Here is a 21,153-nt window from a genome sequence, read left to right on the forward strand (position 1 = left end):
GATATTCATTATTAACAGATAAAACGACTGACTTAACGGATAAACACAGTTTCAACCCGTGGATATCCCCGCGAAGCCTGTAACGACAAACATAAAAAAAACCTGACCAGGATCGTCAGGTTTTTTATCAATTTACGTGATATGTCACAAAATCGGGTCACACAGCCTTATTTATGGCTGGCCGGAAAGTCCATTTCGCTGTAGCGGACAAACTTAGTACGCTTAACAATTTTATAACCAAACCAGATGGCGAAGAACAGCGGCAGACCGATATAGGTCGCGACCACACCCACCCAGTCAATCTGATCCTGCAGGAAGGCTTCGTAGTTCTGACCGAGGGTGATGGTCAGACACAGAATAAAGGCGAAGATCGGGCCGACCGGGAAGAAACCGGAGCGGTACGGCAGATCGTTCAGGTCATAGCCCTGCTTAATATAGCCTCTGCGGAAACGGTAGTGGCTGATGGCAATCCCCAGCCAGGCGATAAAGCCGGTCATCCCCGAGGCATTCAGCAGCCACAGATACACAGACTGGTTACCGAACATCGATGTCAGGAAGCAGAGCGCAGCAATCACCGTCGTGGCAATCAGCGCGTTACGCGGCACACCGCCTTTGGACAGTTTGGCAAACAGTTTCGGTGCTTTGCCGGATTTTGCCAGGGTGTACAGCATACGGGTGGAGGCATACATCCCGGAGTTACCCGCAGACAGTACCGCTGTCAGGATAACCGCGTTCATCACTGCTGCCGCAGAGAGCAGACCGGCGCGTTCAAAGACCAGGGTGAACGGACTGACGCTGATATCGGTTTCATCATTACGCAGCAGGTTCGGGTCGGTGTACGGGATAATCAGGCTGATCACCAGAATCGCCAGCACATAGAACAGCAGGATACGCCAGAACACTTTACGCACCGCTTTCGGAATATTTTTGGCCGGATCTTTGGATTCACCGGCAGCGATACCGATAAGTTCAGTGCCCTGGAAGGAGAAGCCGACAATCATCGCCACCCCGATCATCGCGGCAAACCCGCCCTTGAACGGTGCCTCGCCGACAGTCCAGTTATGCCAGCCAGCACCTTCCCCGCCTTTCATAATGCCGGTGATCATCATCACGCCGACAACAATAAACAGGATAACGGTACTGACCTTAATTAAGGAGAACCAGTATTCCGCCTCACCGAATCCTTTTACAGAGATAAAGTTAAGCAGGAACATGATGGCGAGGAACGCCGCACTCCAGACCCAGCCCGGAATCTGATCTGCCGGGAACCAGTAGGTCATCACCAGCTGTGCTGCCACCAGGTCAACCGCGATAGTCACCGCCCAGTTGTACCAGTAGTTCCAGCCCAGTGCGAAACCGAAGCCTTCATCCACATATTTGGCGCCGTAAGTGGCAAATGAACCCGATACCGGCATATAGGCCGCGAGTTCGCCGAGGCTGGTCATCAGGAAATAGACCATCAGGCCGATAATGGCATAGGTTAACAGCGCCCCGCCGGGACCGGCCTGGGCAACAGTGGCACCGGAAGCGACAAACAGCCCCGTACCGATAGATCCGCCGATGGCGATCATCGCCAGATGGCGCGCCTTTAATTCACGGCGCAGTGTCTGCGGTTGTTCACCCGCGATTTGATTTGCTTGCTGAGACATTACAATCCTGTTTCATGTAGTTATTTTCATCCACTGAGCGTGATTGTAGCGAAATCCCGGGGCTGTACCCAGCAAATATGCGGCATTATAAGATACCTGCATAATCGCTGCGGAATTATAAGCACCCGGCTTATAATTTGCCTCAGCTGCCCGCCGGAAACCGGCGGCAGAAGAAACAGATGCCGCGTCAGCGGCAATAGGTCAGGAAGGTATTGAGGGCGTTGGAGATATGTTTCTGACGGTGATAAATCCGGAAAAGTGTGCGGTTGAGGGTAAGCCCGGCAATCTTCACCTCTGACAACAGCCCGTTACTCAGCTGTTCGGCAATCACCCGCCGCGACAGACAACTGACCCCGCGCCCGAAGCGTACCGCGTGTTTGACGGCCTCGGAATTCCCCAGCTCCATTTCCACGCGGAAACCCGGCAGACGGTTAAAGAGGATCTGATCCAGCACTTCCCGCGTACCCGAACCGCGTTCACGCAGAACCCAGGCCACATTTTTCAGATCATCAGGAGTCACATTGCTTTTCTGACTGAGCGGATTATCCGGGCTGCAGAAAATCACCAGCTCATCTTCCAGCCACGGCTCGGTAATCAGTTCCGGGGAATGGCAGACCCCTTCGATAAGCCCCATATCCGCGCGGAACTCCAGCACGGCTTTAATCACTTCCTCAGTATTAGCGATAAATAATTCAACCGGTGTATTTTCATGCACTGCACGGTATGCCCCCAGCATTTCCGGCAGCATATAGTTGCCGATAGTGGTACTGGCCGCAAAACGCAATGCCCCCGCATCGGTTTTAAACAGCTGTTCAATTTCACCGGCCTGCTCGAGCAGAGCAATGGCTTTCGGATACAGCAGTCGTCCGTGCTCATTGGTCACCAGCCGTTTACCGACCCGGTCAAACAGCTGAACATTCAGCTGATTTTCCAGATCCGTCAGAGAGGCACTCACGGCGGACTGTGAAAGCGCCAGCTGCTGGGAAGCTTGTGTCGTCGAACCGGACTTCTGAACTTCTGTAAAGACTTCGAGCTGTCTCAGTGTGATGCGCATGGCAAAGCGCTCCCTTATTTTATCCCGATTATTATCATCATATTAACATTATACTTATAATTTAACATTGCCATTACCGCTAACCTGATTTTTAGGTTGATTATAGAATTATTATGAATTTTAAAAATATTACGCTTTCCGCTATGCTTTGCACATCGTTATTCCTTTTTGTGAGTTACTTATGTCTGAAAGTCATATCAAAACCGAAAAAGCCCGCTGCACAGCAAAACCGATGTGGCTGAGACTACTTCCGGGCTTTGTCCTGGCGGGGGTTCTGACCACCGCCGCTATGCTGCTCGGGGAAATGCCCTGGTTTATCAACCTCGGGCTGGGCGCACTGACACTGGCTATTCTGCTGGGGATTATTGCCGGTAATACCGTTTACCCGCATATCAAGCCCCAGTGCGAAGCCGGGGTGGGGTTTGCCAAACACTATTTTTTACGGGCAGGGATCATCCTGTACGGCTTCCGTCTGACATTTCAGCAGATTGCTGATGTCGGGATCAGCGGCGTGATTATTGATGCCGTGATGCTGACCAGCACTTTCCTGATCGCCATGTATATCGGCCGTAAATGGTTCGGGCTGGACAGAGAAACCGTCATTCTGATTGGTGCCGGTAGCAGTATCTGTGGTGCGGCAGCGGTGATGGCCACCGAGCCGGTGGTTAAAGCCCCGGCAAGTAAAGTGGCGGTTGCGGTCTCCACCGTGGTGATTTTCGGCACCATCGGTATCTTCCTGTACCCGTGGCTGTTCCATCTCAATGCCGCGCTGGGCTGGCTGCCGTTCACCGACATGAGTTTCGGGGTGTATGCCGGGTCTTCCGTGCATGAAGTGGCTCAGGTGGTGGCGATTGGTCACACCATCAGCCCGGATGCGGAAAACAGCGCCGTGATCAGTAAAATGATCCGCGTGATGATGCTGGCGCCGTTCCTTCTGATCCTGTCTCAGTATCTGAGCCGTCAGAAAAGCAGTGCCGGGGGCACGGCGAAGGAAAAATCCAAAATCACTATCCCGTGGTTTGCCGTCTTCTTTATTCTGGTGGCCGGATTTAACTCCTTCCATCTGATCCCGGAAATTATTGTCCGCCAGATTATTGTGCTCGATACCATTCTGCTGGCGATGGCAATGGTGGCACTCGGCCTGACCACTCACGTCAGTGCTATCCGCCAGGCCGGTATCAAGCCGATGCTGATGGCGCTGGTGCTGTTCGGCTGGCTGATTGGCGGCGGTGCGGCAATTAACCTGCTTATCCCGATGATCACCGGTTGATCCTGCCCTTCTTTCTGTGATATCCCGGTTGTGCGGCCGGGATATCCTGTCACTGCATTCTCCGGTTCCTTATGCCATAATCGGCACAAAGAAGGAGAAAAACCAATGAAATATGTCGGAGCACACGTCAGCGCCGCCGGTGGTGTTGATCAGGCAGTTATCCGTGCGCATGAACTGGGCGCCACAGCCTTTGCCCTGTTCACCAAAAATCAGCGCCAGTGGAAAGCTGCCCCCCTGCCGGAAAACGTCATCGCGGCCTTTAAGGCCAACTGCAAAAAATACGGCTACGGCCACGGGCAGATCCTGCCCCACGACAGCTATCTGATTAACCTCGGCCATCCGGAAACGGAAGCACTGGAAAAATCCCGCGAGGCATTTCTTGATGAATTGCAGCGCTGCGAACAGCTCGGGATCGACCGTCTGAATTTCCATCCCGGCAGCCACCTCAATAAGATTGAGGAAAATGATTGTCTGGCGCGGATCGCGGAATCCATTAATATTGCGCTGGATAAAACCAGCGGTGTGATTGCCGTGATTGAAAATACCGCCGGACAGGGCAGCAACCTCGGGTTCCGCTTTGAGCAGCTGGCCGCCATTATTGACGATGTGGAGGATAAATCCCGCATTGGTGTCTGTATCGATACCTGCCACGCGTTTGCCGCCGGGTATGATCTGCGGACACCGGAAACCTGCAAAGCCACGTTTGCGGATTTTGAAAGCATTGTCGGGTTTGAGTATCTGAAGGGCATGCACCTGAATGATGCAAAAAGTGAATTCGCCAGCCGTGTTGACCGTCACGATAGTCTCGGTCAGGGTAAAATCGGCAATGCGCCGTTTGAGTTTATTATGAAAGATAAACGGTTCGACGGCATCCCGATGGTACTGGAAACCGTGAATCCGGATATCTGGGCGCAGGAAATTGCCTGGCTGAAATCGCTGGAAAAATAACCCGGGTTATACCACCGGGCTGAGTTTGATTTTTGCCATCATTGCTGCCAGTTCGGCGCGGTCACGGACACCGACGCCGGGCTGGCTCACTGCCAGTGCAGACACCGCTGTCGCCATCCGCAGCGTGTGTTCGCTGCTCTGGCTCATCAGCAGGCCGTATACCAGGCCGCCGACCATTGAATCCCCTGCCCCGACGGTGCTCACCACCTCGCAATGCGGCGGCAGTGCACGCCAGGCACCGGAGGCATTCACCCACAGCGCCCCTTCCTGTCCCAGCGAAATCACCACATGGGCAATGCCTTTGTCCCGCAGGGCATGGGCGGCGTCAATCACATCTTTCAGTTCCGGCAGCGGTTTACCCGCCCAGATCTCAAGTTCATGACGGTTGGGCTTCACCAGCCACGGCGTGGCTTTCAGACCGGCCACCAGCGCCTCACGGCTGCTGTCAAAAATAATGCACGGACACAGCTGGCGCAGGCGGCTCATCCAGGTGGTGAACCACGCCGGATCCACACCTTCCGGCAGGCTGCCGCTGACCACCACCATATCGAACTGCCCGAGCCAGGTCAGTGAATCGGCCATAAACTTCTGCCACTCGCTTTCGGTGATACGGAAACCGGAGAAATTCAGATCCGTCACCGCGCCGCTGTTTTCGGTCAGTTTCACGTTGATCCGGGTGCGCCCCGGGATCACATGGAAGCGGTTTGCCAGCCCGTTTTCACTGAAAAAATGCTGAAATTCTTCCTGATTATCTTTCCCCAGAAAGCCGCTGACAGTTACATCCACCCCGAGGTCGCGCAGAACTTTGGCGACATTAATGCCTTTTCCCGCAGGATGTAACCCAACCGTTCTGACACGGTTCACCTCGCCCGGGACAAGGGACGGACACATTCCCACAAGGTCATAGGCCGGATTTAAGGTAATTGTGGCTACTCGACGGGTCATCAGCCGGGTGCTCCCTCTGTTATTTTTGGCTAACGGGTTATAATCATTAGTAATATAATGCAGCATGATACAACAGCTGCTTTTGAATCGTTTCAGTTATAACACAGACAGGCAGATATTCTATGCTCTGAATCATTCATTTTGCAGGAAGATATTGTCAAAAACAGACAGGCTGTCACTCCGGCGCACGGAAGTGTACCATAGCGCCCGCAATCTGATTAAAAAGAAGGAAAAAATAATGTCAGTCGTCGTTGGTACCGGGGTGGTTATTGTCAACAGCAAAGGTGAAGTGCTGCTGGGTAAACGCAGCGGCAAACATGCGCCATACTGGTCCATTTTCGGGGGACATGTTGATCCCGGTGAAACCTTTGAAGCCTGCGCTATCCGTGAAATTCAGGAAGAGATCGGCATTACCCTTACTGACCTGAAGGTGATCGGTCTGTGCAATAACCTGGAAACATACCGGGCGGAAGGCAAGCACACGGTATCAGTCTGCCTGCTGGCACACTATGACAGCGATACGCTGCCGGTGATCCGGGAGCCGGATAAATTTGACGGCATTATCTGGTGCTCTCCGGATAATCTGCCCGAACCGCATTTTGAAGCCAGCCGCAATGCCATTCACCTGTGGCAGACCAATCAGTTTTATCTGACAAAATAATCCGTTACATGCCGCGCCTGAATACCGGGGCGGCAATTGCTCATTTATCATTCAATCACACACAATTACGCGGATTTATCAGTTTATCTGCTTTACAACCTTTTTTTGCCGCCGTATCATCAAGCTAGTACACGGAGCTGAGTAACCGGAGGATTTATTTAATGAGCAGCGACGCAATAACACAAACCAAACGCCCTTCCGTCCTGGGCGGTGCCATGATTATCGCCGGTACCGCTGTCGGTGCAGGCATGTTTTCCATCCCTGTGATGACAGCGGGTGTCTGGTTTACCGGCTCCGTTCTGCTGCTGATTTACACCTGGTTTTGTATGTATACCTCCGGGCTGATGATCCTCGAGGCAAACCTCAATTATCCGTCAGGCTCCAGCTTTCACACCATTACCAAAGATCTGCTGGGTAACGGCTGGTCAGTAATTAACGGGCTCTCCATCGCCTTTGTGCTCTATATTCTGACTTATGCATATATCTCGGCCGGTGGTTCGATGTTACAGGAGAACCTGGCAGCACGCGGACTCAATATCACCCCGGCGATGAGCGGAATTTTCTTTGCTGCCGTGGTGGCCGTGATTGTCTGGATTTCCACCAAAGCCGTTGACCGTCTGTGCACCATTTTAATCGGCGGGATGGTGATTGCATTTGTGATGTCCGCAGGCGGCATGATCACGGAAGTGAAAACCGCGGTATTATTTAACACACAGGACCCGGAAGCCCGCTATCTGCCGTATGCACTGGTAGCGCTGCCGTTCCTGCTGACCTCATTCGGCTTCCACGGTAACGTGCCGGGTCTGGTGAAATATTACCGTAATGACGCGAAATCCGTCGTGCGCAGTCTGCTTATCGGCTCCCTGATTTCACTGGTGATCTATATCTTATGGCAGCTGGCCGCCCAGGGTAACGTCCCGCGTGAAAACTTTAAGCAGGTTATCGCGGAAGGCGGAAATATCACCGCGCTGTTAAGCCAGATGAAAGCCGCTATCAACAGTGACACTACGGTGCAGTTACTCAATGCCTTCAGTTATATGGCGCTGGCCAGCTCCTTCCTCGGGGTGTCGCTGGGACTGTTTGACTACATCGCTGACTTCTTTAAGTTTAAGGATAACGGCACCGGACGCCTGAAATCCGCCGTGTTTACCTTTGTTCCGCCGGCGATTCTGGCAGTGCTGTACCCGGACGGGTTCCTGTATGCCATCGGTTATGCCGGGCTGGCAGCAACCATCTGGGCGGTGATTGTCCCGGCGCTGATGGCAAAAGCCACCCGCCGCCGCTTCCCGCAGGCAGCCTACCGTGTGCCGGGCGGCAATGCGATGATCATCTTTATCATTCTGTTCGGGCTTCTCAACGCCGTCACACATATTTTATCCATGATGGATCTCCTGCCGGTTTACCGCTGATTTCACCCGGATATCACACCCGCTGCATTTCTGCAGGCGGGTGTGATAATTTGGGCTTGCACATTGGAAAAACTGCGAGTAATTTTGTCGCCAATCGGCAGGCTTTAAGGCCTGCTTTACTATTGATGTTCATTATGTAACGGGACAAATTATGGCAAAAGCCAATGAAATTAAACGCGGAACCGCAGTGAGCTATAACGGCAAGCTGCTGATGGTCAAAGATATCGATGTCCAGACGCCAAGTGCCCGCGGGGCCAGCACCCTGTATAAAATGCGTTTTACTGATGTCCGTACCGGTCAGAAAGTGGAAGAGCGTTTTAAAGGCGATGATATTATTGAGACCATTACCTTAACCCGCCGCGCTGTTCAGCTCTCTTATGTTGATGGTGATGAGTATGTCTTTATGGATGATGAAGACTTCACGCCGTATCCGATGAAAAAAGATCAGATCGAAGAAGAACTGCTGTTTATTCCCGAGGAAGGTCTGCCGGGTATGCAGGTACTGACAATGGATGGCCAGGTGCTGGCGCTGGAGTTACCGCAGACTGTCGATATGGAAATCGTTGAAACCACCCCGGGCATCAAGGGTGCATCCGCCAGTGCACGGACCAAACCGGCAACCATGCCGACCGGGCTGGTGATTCAGGTTCCTGAATACCTGAGTAACGGTGAAAAAATCCGCATTCATATCGCGGAACGCCGTTATATGGGCCGCGCGGATTAATTCCCGCAGCCGGTAAAAACTGCCTGTTACCGGGTTACCGGTTTTCTGCACATTGCGGAGACCGGCTGACCCGCCGTTCTTTTCCCGTCTTTCAGAAATAATCCACCCGCAGATACGCTTCCCGGCGCTCTTCATTCAGCACCGAGTAAGACGTACGCCCCATTGACTGCGGCAGACGCCCCTGCACAAGTTCACCTTCAGCGATACTGTCCTGCACACTGGCAGGCTCTCCGTTGCGCAGGCAGCGATATTCAAATGACAGCTGACTGTTCTGCGGCTGTTCCGCCGCCGGGACACTGACCTCACAGGCGGCATTCACCACACTGCCTGACAGCAGAATCGTCCCTTCACTGACACCGGCTGCCGCACCCGGTGTGATAACTGACAAGCTTAACAACATACCACTGAAAATAGCCTTAAGATGATTCATCACAGGCACCTCACTGTTGTTTCGTCAGACTGACGACCAGCGTGTTAACGTTACCGCTGTATCTGTTATAACGCGCCGGACACAAAAAAAGAAGAGGAAACAGATATCGTGGTGTGATACGTCACACGATTTTTCCGGTTTCCTCTGAATGCATTAATTGTGATTCTCAGTCTGCATTAAAGATAACTGACAATAACCATCGCTATCAGCTTACTGTCATCCATCCAGTGAAGTTTTGCATCACCCATATTTGCCGGTATCAAATCAGAAACTGACCGGGTATTACGGGTAATAGTCTGGGTATTCAGCCGCTCTTTTTTCATCCCGGAGCGGTAACAGCGGGAACTGATGTCATTGGTCTGAAAGTCCATTGCACAAGGGCCTTCAACAATCGCACCATGAAAGATGATCACACCCGATGCTGTCTGGCCTTTACTTTCAGTTGCCGGAGCAAAACTGCTCATTAATAAGCCTGCAGCAGCGATAAAGAACTGTAGCTTTTTCATAACGTACCTCTTCAGATAAGTATTCACGGAGGCAATCCGTTACCGCCGGGATGAAAAATATTCGCTTATTCCTTATCGACAATAGGTCACTAATCTTTACTGCGCTATAACAAACAGCCGTATTTTTAGTACACCTTCAGCGTTATAATCTGAAATTCCTTATTTTATGATATGCATTCGGCTTTATTAACTACATCACTCTCTTCACTTATGATTATAGACGCCACCACGAAACCAACAACTTTTACATAAAAATAACATGCGTTATTTCCCTTTTTCTGTATAAACCCTTATCCGTATTTCTGTCAGACTATCCGGAACTATTTCCGTAAAAATATTTTCTTATCATCAGGTTTTGTCATGGCAGTACAACGCATCACACTTCCGCTTTTTATCAGCCTCGCCGGTATCATGCTGTTTCTTTCCTGGGACCTGCCGGTTGATCACGGCTGGTGGGCGCTACCTGACCATGCTGTTTTCCGTTTTTTCAATACCCCGCTCGCCGGTAATCATTCACTGGCTGTATTTATTGCGGTTATTAACAACCGGGCATTTGATCTGGCAGCACTCCTGCTGATGGGACTTATCTATTATGCGGCTTTCCGCAAACAGGACAGCGACGGTAAACGCCGTCTGGTAATGGCAGGGGTGGGGATGGTAATAAGTGCGGTACTGATTAATCAGGCCGGACAGGCAATTCCTTTTAACCGCCTCAGCCCGACACTGGAACTGGACGCTGTTCACCGTGTCAGCGATATCACCGGGATCTTTACAAAAGATGCCTCAAAAAGCAGTTTTCCGGGCGACCACGGGCTGATGCTGATCATTTTTGCCGCCTTTGTCTGGCATTATGCCGGATTCCGTTATTTTGCGGCAGCAGTTTTGCTGACAATTATATTTTCTTTACCGCGGATAATGGCCGGTGCACACTGGTTCAGCGATATTATGGCCGGTTCGCTGTCACTGGCACTGATCACGGTTCCCTGGATTTTACTGACACCGCTGAGTGATCAGTGTGTAAATTTTCTGGTACGCCATATGCCCCGTTTATCCGATATTACAAAGAAAATTTCACATTAGTTAAACATATTTGACATCACATCCTGATTGTTTCGCTGACAAATTTAAGGTTTTGTAAATAACAGGTTTTTTCCCTCGCCATTTCCGGCACCTTTATGTAGTATCAATCCGTCCGATTATTAGGAATTGATTAATTTCACCGATAATTACGCCTTTACGGATGACTGATTAATTTTTCCTCAGTAATTGTTCATGGATATTAAACGTGCCGTTCCGCACGTTTTTAGAATAAACATATTGTGCACATACACAGATTTAATTAGTGTTGATATGTTTTGTTTTTTAAAGTGACGTTTGTCACATAAGGACTGCAAGGGAAAACTCACACATGGTCACATCTCAACCAATTCTGAGATATATCACCCGGATTGTTCCGGCATTGATTATCGCGGCGACATTGTCAGCATGCAGTACATCTCCAAATTCAGCCCGTCAAGTTCAATCTGAAACCCGTACAAACAGCTTTATCTTGCAAGCGTCTCAGGATGAATTCGAACAGTTAGTTAATAATGTTGATGTTAAATCCAAACTGATGTCTCAGTATGCCAGCTGGAAAGGCGTTGCTTACCGCCTCGGCGGCACCACCCGCTCCGGTATTGATTGCTCCGCATTTGTCCGTCAGACTTTCCTTGACCAGTTCGGTATGGAACTGCCGCGTTCAACCGCAGAGCAGCAGTCTGTCGGCACCAGCGTAAAACGCGCTAAATTACAGGCCGGCGACCTGGTGTTATTTAAAACCGGAAAACGTCAGCGCCATGTCGGTATTTATGTCGGCAATGACAAATTTGTCCATGCATCCACTTCAAACGGTGTTATCGTCTCAAACATGACGGATAAATACTGGAACAACCGTTATTACGACGGACGCCGTTTAATTAAATAATACATTCACTCCCTTGCAGTGTATTATTTAACAAGAAAAAGCTTCCTTTTCAGGAAGCTTTTTTTATGTCTGCATTTTATCAGAATCCGTCACACAGAACGGCAGTGTTACCTGTCAGAACGGGTAACGGGCAGAAATATTCTCCGCAATTGCCGCCCCTGCGGTTTTCAGGGCACACAGTGCGGTACTTTCATCATCACTGTGTAAAAACAGGCACGGCTCCCCTTCCCAGGTCAGGATCAGACTATCAATCTGTAATCCTTCCAGGTGCGACCGGATGGCGCACAGTGCATCGTATGTTGAATGGTGGCCGTGACTCAGTAATTTTAAACCGGTCAGGCTGTCTTCCCTGCTCTGCAAAGATTCCGGTAACGCCTCTAACCGGCGGCCGTCATCATTACCGGCAAGCCGGTAATGCTGTGGCAGGCGGGAAACAACTGAAAGCGCATTACTATTCACACTATTATCCTGTCTTACTGTGCCGGTGAATCATCTGAAATAAATTTTCCGACCCAATCCTTCGGAATTAACGAACATTCTGTGTTCACGGATGATGAAACGCCGGTGATTTACTCCCGATCCGGTAATAAAACACATTGTGCTCTTTCGCCGGATGTTAACATCATCAATCCAATTACCTCTATTTGTATACTGTTTTGTTAATTTTCTCAACTGATTTATTTTATATCATATAGCTTAAATTGAATGAAGAAGGATATAATTCCGCGCTGTAATGACCCGCATACCCGTAAATACGATGAAATATCAGTTAATTATATAATTAAGAGAAAGGCGTACGATATTATACGTTACTTTCTGCCGTGAAACAGAATTCACATTAGTGTAACTTTTCATGACTCAGATCAACCAAATGACGACTGAGTAGTTATCCGGAGTAATCATTCGACTATTACTGATATTCGGGAAATGACCGGCCCGGAGACACCCGGACCGGCAACAGGGAAAGGAAATCAGGCAAAACGCCGTGCGTACAGCACCAGAGAGGCGGCAATCAGAATACATAGCGCCATCGCGCCGACCATCGGCCAAACCGTTGTCATGTCAAATGAAGCCACCACCGCACCGACACCCGCACCGATACCAAACCGCAGCACACCGGCCAGTGATGAGGCGGTACCGGCCATATGCGGATAATCATCCAGAATCACCGCCATGGCATTTGATGTGATCATGGCAATATTCCCCACATAGCAGGCCACACCTATCATCAGAGCCACAAAGCCGAGATCGGCGGATGCGGCCAGTACCAGCCAGCATCCGGCCAGCAACTGCACCACCAGCCCGGTGCGCAGCATATTCAGTGCACCGAAACGGCGGACATAACGGCTGTTAATGGTGGTCATAATAAACAGGAAAACAATATTCAGCGCGAAGCAGTAACCGAATTCCAGCTCCGTCAGCCCGTAAAGCTGAATGTAAACGAATGACCCGGCCGATAAAAACGAAAACATCCCGGCAAATGAAAAGCCGGATGCCACCATATAACACAGTACCCGCTTCTGGCGGAACAGTGTAACAAACTGGCCGAGCATGATCCGCAGCCGGAACGGCTGACGCCGCTCTTTCGGCAGGGTTTCGCGGATAAAGAACAGCACCAGCAGTGCAGCGATCAGCGCGGCAATCATGATGGTCCAGAAAATCGCGTGCCAGCTGAACCAGAGCATCATCATACCGCCCATGATCGGTGCCAGCAGCGGTGCCACTGTCATTACCAGCACCACAAACGACATACTGCGGGAGAATTCATCTTTGGTGAACATATCGCGCATCAGGGCGTTGATCACCACACTTGCCGCAGCCGCTGCAAAGCCGTGCAGCCCGCGCATCCCGATAAAGGTACCGATATCCTGAGACATCGCACACCCGGCGGAGGCCAGGGCGAAAATCAGTGTTCCCCCGAGGATCACCGGCTTGCGGCCGAGCGCATCCGCCATCGGACCGTATACCAGTTGCCCGGCGGCGAAACCGATCAGGTAACTGTTGAGTGTCATCTGGACATCGCCCTCAGTGACACCAAAGTCACGGGCGATGGTCGGCATGCTTGGCAGATACATATCGATAGCCAGAGGCATCAGCATCGATAACAGCCCCAGGATAAAAATCAGGCCGAAATAGGCCGAACGTTGCACTTGCACGCCTGTTACTCCGTATTGGATTCAGTAAAAAAGGTGTTCAGAGAACCGACTGAATTTCCTCATCAGTCAGCGGGCGGTATTCCCCCGGCGCCAGGCTGTCATCCAGCACAATGCCGCCGATACGCTCGCGGTGCAGTTCGTCCACATGGTTACCGGCAGCGGCAAACATACGTTTGACCTGGTGATAGCGCCCTTCGGAAATCGTCAGCCGCACATCCTGCGGGGTGATAATCTCGAGTTTTGCCGGTTTGGTCGGGTGCTGTTCGCCGTTAAGTAACACACCCTGCTCAAACAGCGCTGCGGTAGTGTCCGCCACCGGCTCCGCCAGGGTGACGCGGTAGGTTTTCTCGCAATGATGTTTCGGTGAGGTGATGCGGTGCGACCACTGCCCGTCGTCAGTCATCAGCACAAGCCCGGTGGTATCAATATCCAGCCGTCCGGCGGCATGCAGTTTATGGGCAACCGGCTCATCGATAAAATAAAGAATAGTCGGGTTAACCGGATCATCCGTTGAGCAGACATAGCCCTGCGGTTTATTCAGCATAAAGTAGCGCGGCCCGGTGACGTGTGTCATCACATTGCCGTCATACGCCACTTCGTTCTCCGCGCTGACTTTCAGTGCGCCGTTTTTCACGACCTCACCATCCACAGTCACCATCCCCGCACGCAGCTCTCTGGCCACAAGGTTCCGGCTGATACCCATCTGATGGGCAAGAAATTTATCTAATCGCATGAATGTCTCTTAAACCTGACGTGCCCGCAGCATACTGCCGGCTGATAAGCAGATAAAATGAAAGAATTTTGTTTGATAATAACCACAGTAATCATTATAACAACAAACCGTCAACATCACAGCGCCTTTCTGACGGCGCTTCCGCTGTTTATCCGCCGTCATGCAGTCAATTGTCGCGCCCAAAGTGTGATATGCTGACGCCCTGATTTTGTCTGTTCCGCCGGAGTTTCTGTGACGTTTACCCTGCGCCCTTATCAGCAGGAGGCTGTTGATGCCACCCTGCTCTATTTCCGCAAACACACCACGCCTGCGGTGATTGTTCTGCCCACCGGAGCGGGAAAAAGCCTGGTGATCGCCGAACTGGCGCGGCTGGCACACGGCCGTGTGCTGGTGCTGGCGCATGTCAAAGAGCTGGTGGAGCAGAACCACAGTAAATATCAGGCTTACGGCCTGGAAGCCGGCATCTATTCAGCCGGATTATCGCAAAAAGAGTCCTCACAAAAAGTCATTTTCGGCAGCGTGCAATCTGTCGCCCGTAATACGGCGGACTTTGACGGCAAATTTTCCCTGCTGATTATTGATGAGTGCCATCGTATCAGCCTCAGCGAAGACAGTCAGTATCAGCAGGTGATACAGCATCTGCAGAAAAATAACCCGGCCCTGCGCATTCTCGGCCTGACAGCCACGCCGTACCGGCTGGGCAGCGGCTGGATCTATCAGTATCACTATCATGGCATGATCCGCGGCGATCATGCATGCTTCTTCCGCGATTGTATCTATGAACTGCCGCTGCGTTATATGGTCAGCCATCAGTATCTGGTGCCGCCGCAGCGGCTGGATATTCCGGTGCTGCAATATGATTTCTCACAGGTACCGGTCAGCGCCGCCGGGATGTTTGACACGCAGGTGCTGGCGCGGGAAGTGAAAAAACAAAAGCGGATCACACCGCGTATTGTCCGCCAGATTATTGAGTATGCCGCCCCCCGTCAGGGCTGCATGATATTTGCCGCCACTGTGGAACATGCGGCTGAAATTGTATCACTGCTGCCGCCGGGCGAAGCGGCACTGGTCAGTGCGGATACCCCGTCAGCGGAGCGGGAAACGATAATCCGGAATTTCAAAGCGCGGGAGCTGCATTATCTGGTCAACGTTTCCGTGCTCACCACCGGGTTTGATGCCCCGCATGTGGATGTGATTGCCATTCTGCGCCCGACAGAGTCAGTCAGCCTCTACCAGCAAATCGCCGGCCGCGGGCTGCGCCTGTCTCCCGGAAAAACGGAGTGTCTGATCCTCGATTACGCCGGAAACCCGCATGACCTTTATATGCCGGAAGTCGGCAATCACAAACCGAACAGCAAAAGCCAGCCGGTGCAGGTATTCTGCCCGTTGTGCGGCTTTGCTAATCTGTTCTGGGGATTATGTACCGACGACGGGCATATCATCGAGCACTATGGCCGCCGCTGTCAGGGAATTATTGATGCGGATGATGAATCCGCCCGTCATCAGTGCGATTTCCGTTTCCGCTTTAAACTCTGCCCGTCCTGTAACGGGGAAAATGATATTGCCGCACGGCGCTGCTGCCACTGTGATGAAATCCTCAGTGACCCGGACGACATGCTGAAAGCCGCACTGCGCCTGAAAGATGCCCTGGTGCTGCGCTGCGGCGGTATGGCGCTTTCTGCCGGACAGGATAACCGCGGTGAATGGCTGACCATAAACTATTACGATGAAGACGGCACCACTGTCAGCGAACGTTTCCGCCTGACCACCCCGGCACAGCGTTTTGTCTTTGAAAAACAGTTTCTGGCACAGCATCTGCGCGCACCCGGTGTGCCCTTTCAGTGGCAGGATGCAGAATCCGTGATCCGTCAGCAGGTACTGCTTCGTTACCCGGATTTTGTTGTCTCACGCAAAAAAGAGAACTACTGGCAAATCCGCGAAAAAATCTTTGATTATCAGGGGCGATTCCGCAAATCTGACAGTCTGGCATAACCCTGAGTGCTGCTTTTTTGGTTTTATACCGGGTTTCGTTTGCCGTTTGTCCGCATTTTCGGTAAAATGCACGCCGCTTCACCACGGGTAACCCTGCTGAAGCCAAATACCGACTTTGCTGCTGGGTCGCCTGTAGCAAAGATTTTTTTTACTCTTGTTAAAGAGAAAAGTTATGTTAACTATCAATGCTGAATTACGTAAAGAGCAGGGTAAGGGTGCGAGCCGCCGCCTGCGTCGCGCAAACAAGTTCCCTGCTATCGTTTATGGTGGCAACCAGGAACCTGTTTCCATCGAACTGGACCACGACGTCCTGATCAACCAGGAAGCTAAACCAGAATTTTACGAAGTTCTGAACCTGGTTATCGATGGTAAAGAAACCAAAGTGAAAGTACAGGCTGTACAGCGTCATCCGTTCAAGCCAAAACTGACACACATCGATTTCCTGCGCGCTTAATTACGCCACCTATCGAGCTTTAATCGGGACGCCGAGTAAATAACGCCGCTTTTGCGGCGTTATTTATTTCTGCTCTCACTATCCTTTATTACCACGGCGCTGTAACTGATCCCGCAGATTCGGCGGTGTCCCTTTTATCGTCAGGGTATCCGTGGCCGCATCCCAGAAAATCCGCTCCCCCAGTAACATCGCATCAAAATTAATGGTCAACCCGCCGCCGCTGCCGGCAAATTTTGTCAGCTGACGTAATGTGCTGCGGTCCGCCGGGAAAGAATCCTCCAGTCCGTACTCTTTTTCCTGAGTAAACTGCGCAAAGCTCTGCTCACCCAGCGGCGGCAGTTCCGCAGACAGCTCTGTCAGCTGAATCTCTTCACCGCTCTGTAATTGCTCTGTGCAGTAATCAAACACCTGTTTGCGGTAAGACTGGCGCTCCTGTTTGTCCGCCTGAGCCTCCTCGCAGTAATCGTCCAGTGCCTGTAACAGGCCTTTGTTCTGGATTTTGGCATTAAAGCCTTCAGCGGCACCGAGGAAATCCATAAAGAAATCGGAGACTTTGCGACCGACACGGCCTTTGAGGAAGGTCAGGTAACGGCTGGATTCCGGATTGGTTTCCCATTCGGTCAGGTCAATACGGGCGATAATATCCGCATGCGGAATATCCAGATAATGGGTGCTGTTAAGCTCCAGGCTCTCGTTGACCAGCATGCTCTGGCAGCTGTCGAGTACCGCCACCAGCAGATACTCCACCGCCAGATAGCGGTAATGGGCAAATAACACCACGCCGCCCTGGGCAAACGGGTATTTTGCCAGCTCATCCTTCAGGCGGACGGTTGCCGCACGGGTGAAGGCGTGAAACTCTTCCTCGCCCTGCCGCTGCAGACGCAGTGCTTCTGACAGTTCACTCTCTTCATTAAACACACCGTACGCTTTGCTTTTCGCGCTGTAGACCCGGTGCAGTTCAGCCATCATTTCCTCAACAATGGCGGTTTTTTCCAGTGGTGTGTCCCGCAGCACTACTTCCAGTGTCTGTTCGTCGCGTTTAATCAATTGATGCAACGCAATCTGAATGATATCCAGACTCATCTTTTACTCCTTCGGCCTCGTTTGCGCGTATTCAAACACCGTTGTAATCTGTGCGCAAGTCACAATCACAGGAGAATGTGACAAGACAGGATAATCAGCGGCGTGCATACTGAAAATGGCGTATTCCCTGCGTAACCGGATCCATAATTGAAATAATTTTCCGCAAAAAGCAGAAATACGGCCGCTCATCAGTTATGATATAGAGCTTTGTACAATCAGGATATCTACGTTTATGCCGCAATCATCCCGCTACAGTGATGAACACGTTGAAAAGTTACTGGCTGAGCTGGTCAGTGTGCTGGAAAAAAACCGGACACCGACCGACCTTTCTCTTATGGTGTTAGGAAATATGGTGACCAATCTCATCAATACCAGTGTAGCGCCGTCACAACGCGCTCATATTGCTGAATCCTTCGCCCGCGCCCTGCAATCTTCCGTCAGTGAAGATAAAGCGCACTGACCGCATTCCGGCTGACGACGAAATTCTATGGTAACGGATCGTCCGAAATACGGTGACAAAGTTTCCCAGATGATTAGCTGGGGACACTGGTTCACCCTGTTTAATATCCTGCTGAGTCTTGCACTCAGCAGCCGTTACCTGTTTATTTCTGACTGGCCGGACACGCTGATTGGCCGCATTTACGCCATCACCAGCTGGCTGGGACATTTCAGTTTCCTGGCATTCGCCCTCTATCTGCTGATTGTGTTCCCGCTCACCTTTGTGGTGATGTCACAACGGCTTCTGCGCTTTTTATCCGCTGCCCTCGGTACGGCCGGGCTGACACTGCTGCTGTTTGATATCGGCATCTATGAACAGTTCCGCCTGCATTTAAATCCGGTGGTGTGGGATTTAGTCGTGAACCCTGAACAGGGGGAAATGGCGCGGCGCTGGCAGTTTATCTTTATTGCGATCCCGGTTATCTTCCTGATCGAAATGCTGTTCGGCACCTGGAGCTGGCAAAAACTGCGCAGCCTGAACCGGCAAAAATTCGGTAAACCTGTTGCGGTGGTATTTATCACCGCCTTTATTACCTCTCATATTATGTATATCTGGGCGGATGCCAATTTCTACCGCCCGGTGACGATGCAGCGCTATAACCTGCCGGTCTCTTACCCGATGACCGCCCGCAAATTCCTGGAGCGTCACGGCCTGCTCGACAGCACCAGTTATGAGCAGCAACTGCTTCTGCACGGCGACCCGACCGCCCAGGGTGTTGAGTACCCGATCAACAAACTGACCTATGCAGACAATGGCAGCGGCTACAATTTGCTGCTTATCACCCTCACCTCACTGAGCCGGGAAGATATTGATAAGGCAATGCCGAACCTGAACCGGTTTGCAGAGGAAAGCACGCAATTCACACAGCACTACAGCAGTGAAATTAATCCGGAACGGGCACAGTTCGGGCTCTATTACGGCATCTCAGGTACCTATTATGACGGTATTCTCAACGGACGCATTCCGTCCGCACTGATGACGGCGCTGAGTGCACAGAATTATCAGTCAGGGTTCTTCTCCACAGAACACTTTGCCTCCCCGCTCTTCCGCTATGCCCTGCTGGCGGATTACAGCCTGCCGCCGCTGCGTGACGGACAGGACAATAACAGAACAGCTACCGCCTCTGCGGATGTGGCAGATCGCTGGTCACTCTGGCTGAAACAGACCCGCAAAGATCAGCCGTGGTTTGCACTAATTAACCTCAGCACACCATTACCGGATGGTCATTCCGCCCCGGATATGACAGATATTGATAACACGCTGGGCACACTGATTCAGGATATCCGTGCGCGCGGTGAGTGGGATAAAACAGTGATTGTCATCACCGCCGGTGCTGGTCACAGCATGACCAAATTACAGGATAACTGGGTCACCGACGGCAAATTTAACCGCGACCAGTTACGCGTGCCGTTGATTATTCACTGGCCGGATACCCCGGCACAAACCATCAGCAAACTGACCGCACATCCGGATATTATGGCTACCCTGATGCAGAGACTGCTGCACGTCAGCAATCCGCCGGGAGAATACACTCAGGGTGATGATCTGTTCACTACCACGCGGCGTAAACCTCGGATATTCACCGGCGATAACAGCAATCTGGTCATTATCAAGCCGGATTCCGCATCACTGCTGACCGCTCAGGGTAAATACCAGCGCTTTGATGAGAATAATGAGAAGATCCGCAACGCCAAGCCGGATATGGCGGAATTACTCCAGGTTCTGACAGAGCAGAAACGCTTTATCGATACCCACTGAGCCCGGGATAAAAAAAGCGCAACTGATACAGTAGCGTCTTGCTTTAACCAAACAAAACAGTAGTATAGATAACATTCGGCATGTAGCGCAGCCTGGTAGCGCACCGTCATGGGGTGTCGGGGGTCGCAGGTTCAAATCCTGTCATGCCGACCAGCATTTATATAAGAAAACCAACCCGTTATGGTTGGTTTTTTTGTGCCTGTCAAAATGCCGATGGTAAAATAATGGTAAAACTATGGTAAAACCACCGACAAAAATCCTGCATTCACTCAATACGTTTATTCGATGTTGAGCCATGTTTTAAACAGCTAGCACAGTTACGCACACTCTATATAAATCAACAAGTAAGCAGATTGTTTAAAATCACACACCCGCACATTCGTGCGCACTTGCGACAACTCTTTGCCCCACTGGTGCCCCAAAGATCAAAGTCAGTCTTGACAGCATTATTCTGCCCCGTTAATTTATACTGTATATATAACCAGTTAATTGAGAGGTAATCGCATGCTCCGTATTGAAGTTATTTTCAGCAGCAACCAAAAAGAGATGATACCACCAGGCACATTTGAGGCGTTGGAAAAGGAAATTGACCGAAAGCTACGGGCTCAGTATCCGGATATGAACGTCCGTATTGCGTGGGGAACCAATGCGGCGATGTCAGTAACCGGCGGGAAAAACGATAAGGATAATAAAAAAATAAAAGAGATACTGCAGGAGATTTTTGAGGATGGCAGCTGGGTGCCGGAAACTGCAGACGCTTCTGATGATGTAGAATATTTTGATAAGTAGGTAACAGCCGCGCCGGACATCCACCAGCGCGGCTTTGTTTTATTCCTCTGTGCTTCCGGCCTGCTCTGCCGCTTCCTGCGCTTCGCGTTCTGCCTGCTCGCGTTCCATCTGTTCAGCCAGTTCACGCTGT

General features: G+C 51.3%; 21 protein-coding genes and 1 tRNA gene. 13 read left to right on the forward strand and 9 right to left on the reverse strand.

Translation table 11 applies throughout. From position 1 onward, the window contains the following. Window positions 1–167: 167 nt before the first annotated feature. The gene (locus HMPREF3119_RS14615; protein ID WP_004240662.1) at window positions 168–1,649 is read right to left on the reverse strand and encodes an amino acid permease; all 1,482 of its coding nucleotides are present in this window, start codon (window positions 1,647–1,649) and stop codon (window positions 168–170) included. Between the two features lie 187 nt (window positions 1,650–1,836). Next, window positions 1,837–2,703 carry a DNA-binding transcriptional regulator YeiE gene (yieE, locus tag HMPREF3119_RS14620; RefSeq protein WP_004238044.1) on the reverse strand — a complete coding sequence of 289 codons (867 nt, stop codon included), beginning with the start codon at window positions 2,701–2,703 and terminating at the stop codon, window positions 1,837–1,839. A gap of 181 nt (window positions 2,704–2,884) precedes the next feature. Here yieE and HMPREF3119_RS14625 point away from each other — a divergent pair, with 181 nt between their 5' ends. Both HMPREF3119_RS14625 and nfo read left to right on the forward strand, forming a co-directional pair. Next, the gene (locus HMPREF3119_RS14625) at window positions 2,885–3,973 is read left to right on the forward strand and encodes a YeiH family protein (protein ID WP_070580123.1); all 1,089 of its coding nucleotides are present in this window, start codon (window positions 2,885–2,887) and stop codon (window positions 3,971–3,973) included. A 105-nt stretch (window positions 3,974–4,078) separates the two neighbouring features. Continuing rightward, the gene (nfo, locus tag HMPREF3119_RS14630; RefSeq protein ID WP_004240664.1) at window positions 4,079–4,921 is read left to right on the forward strand and encodes a deoxyribonuclease IV; all 843 of its coding nucleotides are present in this window, start codon (window positions 4,079–4,081) and stop codon (window positions 4,919–4,921) included. A gap of 6 nt (window positions 4,922–4,927) precedes the next feature. Here nfo and fruK read toward each other — a convergent pair whose 3' ends face one another. After that, window positions 4,928–5,866 (reverse strand): 1-phosphofructokinase, encoded by a 939-nt coding sequence (gene fruK, locus HMPREF3119_RS14635; RefSeq protein WP_046025128.1) that lies wholly within the window; start codon window positions 5,864–5,866, stop codon window positions 4,928–4,930. Window positions 5,867–6,104: 238 nt separating this feature from the next. On the opposite strand from fruK, the gene HMPREF3119_RS14640 reads away from it, so the two are divergent. The 3 genes from HMPREF3119_RS14640 (at window position 6,105) to yeiP (ending at window position 8,660) form a co-directional block, all read left to right on the forward strand. After that, the gene (locus HMPREF3119_RS14640; RefSeq protein ID WP_032098692.1) at window positions 6,105–6,527 is read left to right on the forward strand and encodes a nucleotide triphosphate diphosphatase NUDT15; all 423 of its coding nucleotides are present in this window, start codon (window positions 6,105–6,107) and stop codon (window positions 6,525–6,527) included. Between the two features lie 161 nt (window positions 6,528–6,688). Beyond that, window positions 6,689–7,936: a tryptophan permease gene (gene mtr, locus HMPREF3119_RS14645; protein WP_004238037.1), complete on the forward strand. Its 1,248-nt coding sequence runs from the start codon at window positions 6,689–6,691 to the stop codon at window positions 7,934–7,936. A gap of 151 nt (window positions 7,937–8,087) precedes the next feature. Next, on the forward strand, window positions 8,088–8,660 hold the full coding sequence (gene yeiP, locus HMPREF3119_RS14650) for an elongation factor P-like protein YeiP (RefSeq protein WP_004238035.1): 573 nt from the start codon (window positions 8,088–8,090) through the stop codon (window positions 8,658–8,660). 91 nt (window positions 8,661–8,751) lie between these two features. On the opposite strand, the gene HMPREF3119_RS14655 is transcribed toward yeiP, so the two are convergent. Then, window positions 8,752–9,090, reverse strand: coding sequence for a type 1 fimbrial protein (locus HMPREF3119_RS14655; protein ID WP_070580125.1), 339 nt, complete (start codon window positions 9,088–9,090; stop codon window positions 8,752–8,754). A gap of 176 nt (window positions 9,091–9,266) precedes the next feature. Then, window positions 9,267–9,596 carry a type 1 fimbrial protein gene (locus HMPREF3119_RS14660; protein WP_004238032.1) on the reverse strand — a complete coding sequence of 110 codons (330 nt, stop codon included), beginning with the start codon at window positions 9,594–9,596 and terminating at the stop codon, window positions 9,267–9,269. A gap of 360 nt (window positions 9,597–9,956) precedes the next feature. Here HMPREF3119_RS14660 and HMPREF3119_RS14665 point away from each other — a divergent pair, with 360 nt between their 5' ends. Continuing rightward, entirely contained in the window at window positions 9,957–10,676 is a 720-nt protein-coding gene (locus HMPREF3119_RS14665; RefSeq protein ID WP_070580127.1) for a phosphatase PAP2 family protein, read from the forward strand. Between the two features lie 328 nt (window positions 10,677–11,004). Next, complete coding sequence (gene mepS, locus HMPREF3119_RS14670; RefSeq protein ID WP_004240669.1) at window positions 11,005–11,559, forward strand: bifunctional murein DD-endopeptidase/murein LD-carboxypeptidase; 555 nt, start codon at window positions 11,005–11,007, stop codon at window positions 11,557–11,559. A 114-nt stretch (window positions 11,560–11,673) separates the two neighbouring features. Here mepS and HMPREF3119_RS14675 read toward each other — a convergent pair whose 3' ends face one another. The 3 genes from HMPREF3119_RS14675 to rsuA form a co-directional block, all read right to left on the reverse strand. Next, window positions 11,674–12,018, reverse strand: coding sequence for a YejG family protein (locus HMPREF3119_RS14675; protein WP_004240670.1), 345 nt, complete (start codon window positions 12,016–12,018; stop codon window positions 11,674–11,676). Window positions 12,019–12,530: 512 nt separating this feature from the next. Then, the gene (locus HMPREF3119_RS14680) at window positions 12,531–13,715 is read right to left on the reverse strand and encodes a Bcr/CflA family multidrug efflux MFS transporter (protein WP_015422837.1); all 1,185 of its coding nucleotides are present in this window, start codon (window positions 13,713–13,715) and stop codon (window positions 12,531–12,533) included. A 37-nt stretch (window positions 13,716–13,752) separates the two neighbouring features. Then, window positions 13,753–14,448, reverse strand: a complete 696-nt coding sequence (rsuA, locus tag HMPREF3119_RS14685) for a 16S rRNA pseudouridine(516) synthase RsuA (RefSeq protein WP_004238026.1) — start codon at window positions 14,446–14,448, stop codon at window positions 13,753–13,755. 231 nt (window positions 14,449–14,679) lie between these two features. On the opposite strand from rsuA, the gene HMPREF3119_RS14690 reads away from it, so the two are divergent. Both HMPREF3119_RS14690 and rplY read left to right on the forward strand, forming a co-directional pair. Next, window positions 14,680–16,440, forward strand: a complete 1,761-nt coding sequence (locus HMPREF3119_RS14690; protein WP_070580129.1) for a DNA repair helicase RadD — start codon at window positions 14,680–14,682, stop codon at window positions 16,438–16,440. Between the two features lie 172 nt (window positions 16,441–16,612). After that, entirely contained in the window at window positions 16,613–16,894 is a 282-nt protein-coding gene (gene rplY / locus HMPREF3119_RS14695) for a 50S ribosomal protein L25 (protein ID WP_004238022.1), read from the forward strand. A gap of 78 nt (window positions 16,895–16,972) precedes the next feature. Here rplY and yejK read toward each other — a convergent pair whose 3' ends face one another. Then, window positions 16,973–17,977, reverse strand: coding sequence for a nucleoid-associated protein YejK (yejK, locus tag HMPREF3119_RS14700; protein WP_004238021.1), 1,005 nt, complete (start codon window positions 17,975–17,977; stop codon window positions 16,973–16,975). 232 nt (window positions 17,978–18,209) lie between these two features. On the opposite strand from yejK, the gene HMPREF3119_RS14705 reads away from it, so the two are divergent. From HMPREF3119_RS14705 to HMPREF3119_RS14720, 4 genes are all read left to right on the forward strand, one after another. Next, a complete protein-coding gene (locus HMPREF3119_RS14705) occupies window positions 18,210–18,437 on the forward strand; it encodes a YejL family protein (protein WP_004238019.1) in 228 nt (75 codons plus the stop codon). A gap of 27 nt (window positions 18,438–18,464) precedes the next feature. Then, window positions 18,465–20,234: an LPS biosynthesis-modulating metalloenzyme YejM gene (gene yejM, locus HMPREF3119_RS14710; RefSeq protein ID WP_070580131.1), complete on the forward strand. Its 1,770-nt coding sequence runs from the start codon at window positions 18,465–18,467 to the stop codon at window positions 20,232–20,234. A 76-nt stretch (window positions 20,235–20,310) separates the two neighbouring features. Beyond that, window positions 20,311–20,387 (forward strand) — tRNA-Pro (locus tag HMPREF3119_RS14715). A 351-nt stretch (window positions 20,388–20,738) separates the two neighbouring features. Then, window positions 20,739–21,023 carry a DinI-like family protein gene (locus tag HMPREF3119_RS14720; protein ID WP_070580133.1) on the forward strand — a complete coding sequence of 95 codons (285 nt, stop codon included), beginning with the start codon at window positions 20,739–20,741 and terminating at the stop codon, window positions 21,021–21,023. Window positions 21,024–21,153 lie beyond the last annotated feature (130 nt).

The organism is Morganella sp. HMSC11D09, assembly GCF_001807955.1.
In the GTDB taxonomy this organism is placed as follows: domain Bacteria; phylum Pseudomonadota; class Gammaproteobacteria; order Enterobacterales; family Enterobacteriaceae; genus Morganella; species Morganella morganii.

What these genes read in the sequence shown, in the direction of transcription:
- fruK (WP_046025128.1), bottom strand. Translation starts at nt 5,866, where the DNA reads ATGACCCGTCGAGTAGCCACAATTACCTTAAATCCGGCCTATGACCTT.
- HMPREF3119_RS14615 (WP_004240662.1), bottom strand. Translation starts at nt 1,649, where the DNA reads ATGTCTCAGCAAGCAAATCAAATCGCGGGTGAACAACCGCAGACACTG.
- rplY (WP_004238022.1), top strand. Translation starts at nt 16,613, where the DNA reads ATGTTAACTATCAATGCTGAATTACGTAAAGAGCAGGGTAAGGGTGCG.
- HMPREF3119_RS14655 (WP_070580125.1), bottom strand. Translation starts at nt 9,090, where the DNA reads ATGAATCATCTTAAGGCTATTTTCAGTGGTATGTTGTTAAGCTTGTCA.
- yejK (WP_004238021.1), bottom strand. Translation starts at nt 17,977, where the DNA reads ATGAGTCTGGATATCATTCAGATTGCGTTGCATCAATTGATTAAACGC.
- mtr (WP_004238037.1), top strand. Translation starts at nt 6,689, where the DNA reads ATGAGCAGCGACGCAATAACACAAACCAAACGCCCTTCCGTCCTGGGC.
- rsuA (WP_004238026.1), bottom strand. Translation starts at nt 14,448, where the DNA reads ATGCGATTAGATAAATTTCTTGCCCATCAGATGGGTATCAGCCGGAAC.
- HMPREF3119_RS14720 (WP_070580133.1), top strand. Translation starts at nt 20,739, where the DNA reads ATGCTCCGTATTGAAGTTATTTTCAGCAGCAACCAAAAAGAGATGATA.
- HMPREF3119_RS14640 (WP_032098692.1), top strand. Translation starts at nt 6,105, where the DNA reads ATGTCAGTCGTCGTTGGTACCGGGGTGGTTATTGTCAACAGCAAAGGT.
- mepS (WP_004240669.1), top strand. Translation starts at nt 11,005, where the DNA reads ATGGTCACATCTCAACCAATTCTGAGATATATCACCCGGATTGTTCCG.
- HMPREF3119_RS14625 (WP_070580123.1), top strand. Translation starts at nt 2,885, where the DNA reads ATGTCTGAAAGTCATATCAAAACCGAAAAAGCCCGCTGCACAGCAAAA.
- HMPREF3119_RS14705 (WP_004238019.1), top strand. Translation starts at nt 18,210, where the DNA reads ATGCCGCAATCATCCCGCTACAGTGATGAACACGTTGAAAAGTTACTG.
- nfo (WP_004240664.1), top strand. Translation starts at nt 4,079, where the DNA reads ATGAAATATGTCGGAGCACACGTCAGCGCCGCCGGTGGTGTTGATCAG.
- HMPREF3119_RS14665 (WP_070580127.1), top strand. Translation starts at nt 9,957, where the DNA reads ATGGCAGTACAACGCATCACACTTCCGCTTTTTATCAGCCTCGCCGGT.
- HMPREF3119_RS14660 (WP_004238032.1), bottom strand. Translation starts at nt 9,596, where the DNA reads ATGAAAAAGCTACAGTTCTTTATCGCTGCTGCAGGCTTATTAATGAGC.
- yejM (WP_070580131.1), top strand. Translation starts at nt 18,465, where the DNA reads ATGGTAACGGATCGTCCGAAATACGGTGACAAAGTTTCCCAGATGATT.
- yeiP (WP_004238035.1), top strand. Translation starts at nt 8,088, where the DNA reads ATGGCAAAAGCCAATGAAATTAAACGCGGAACCGCAGTGAGCTATAAC.
- yieE (WP_004238044.1), bottom strand. Translation starts at nt 2,703, where the DNA reads ATGCGCATCACACTGAGACAGCTCGAAGTCTTTACAGAAGTTCAGAAG.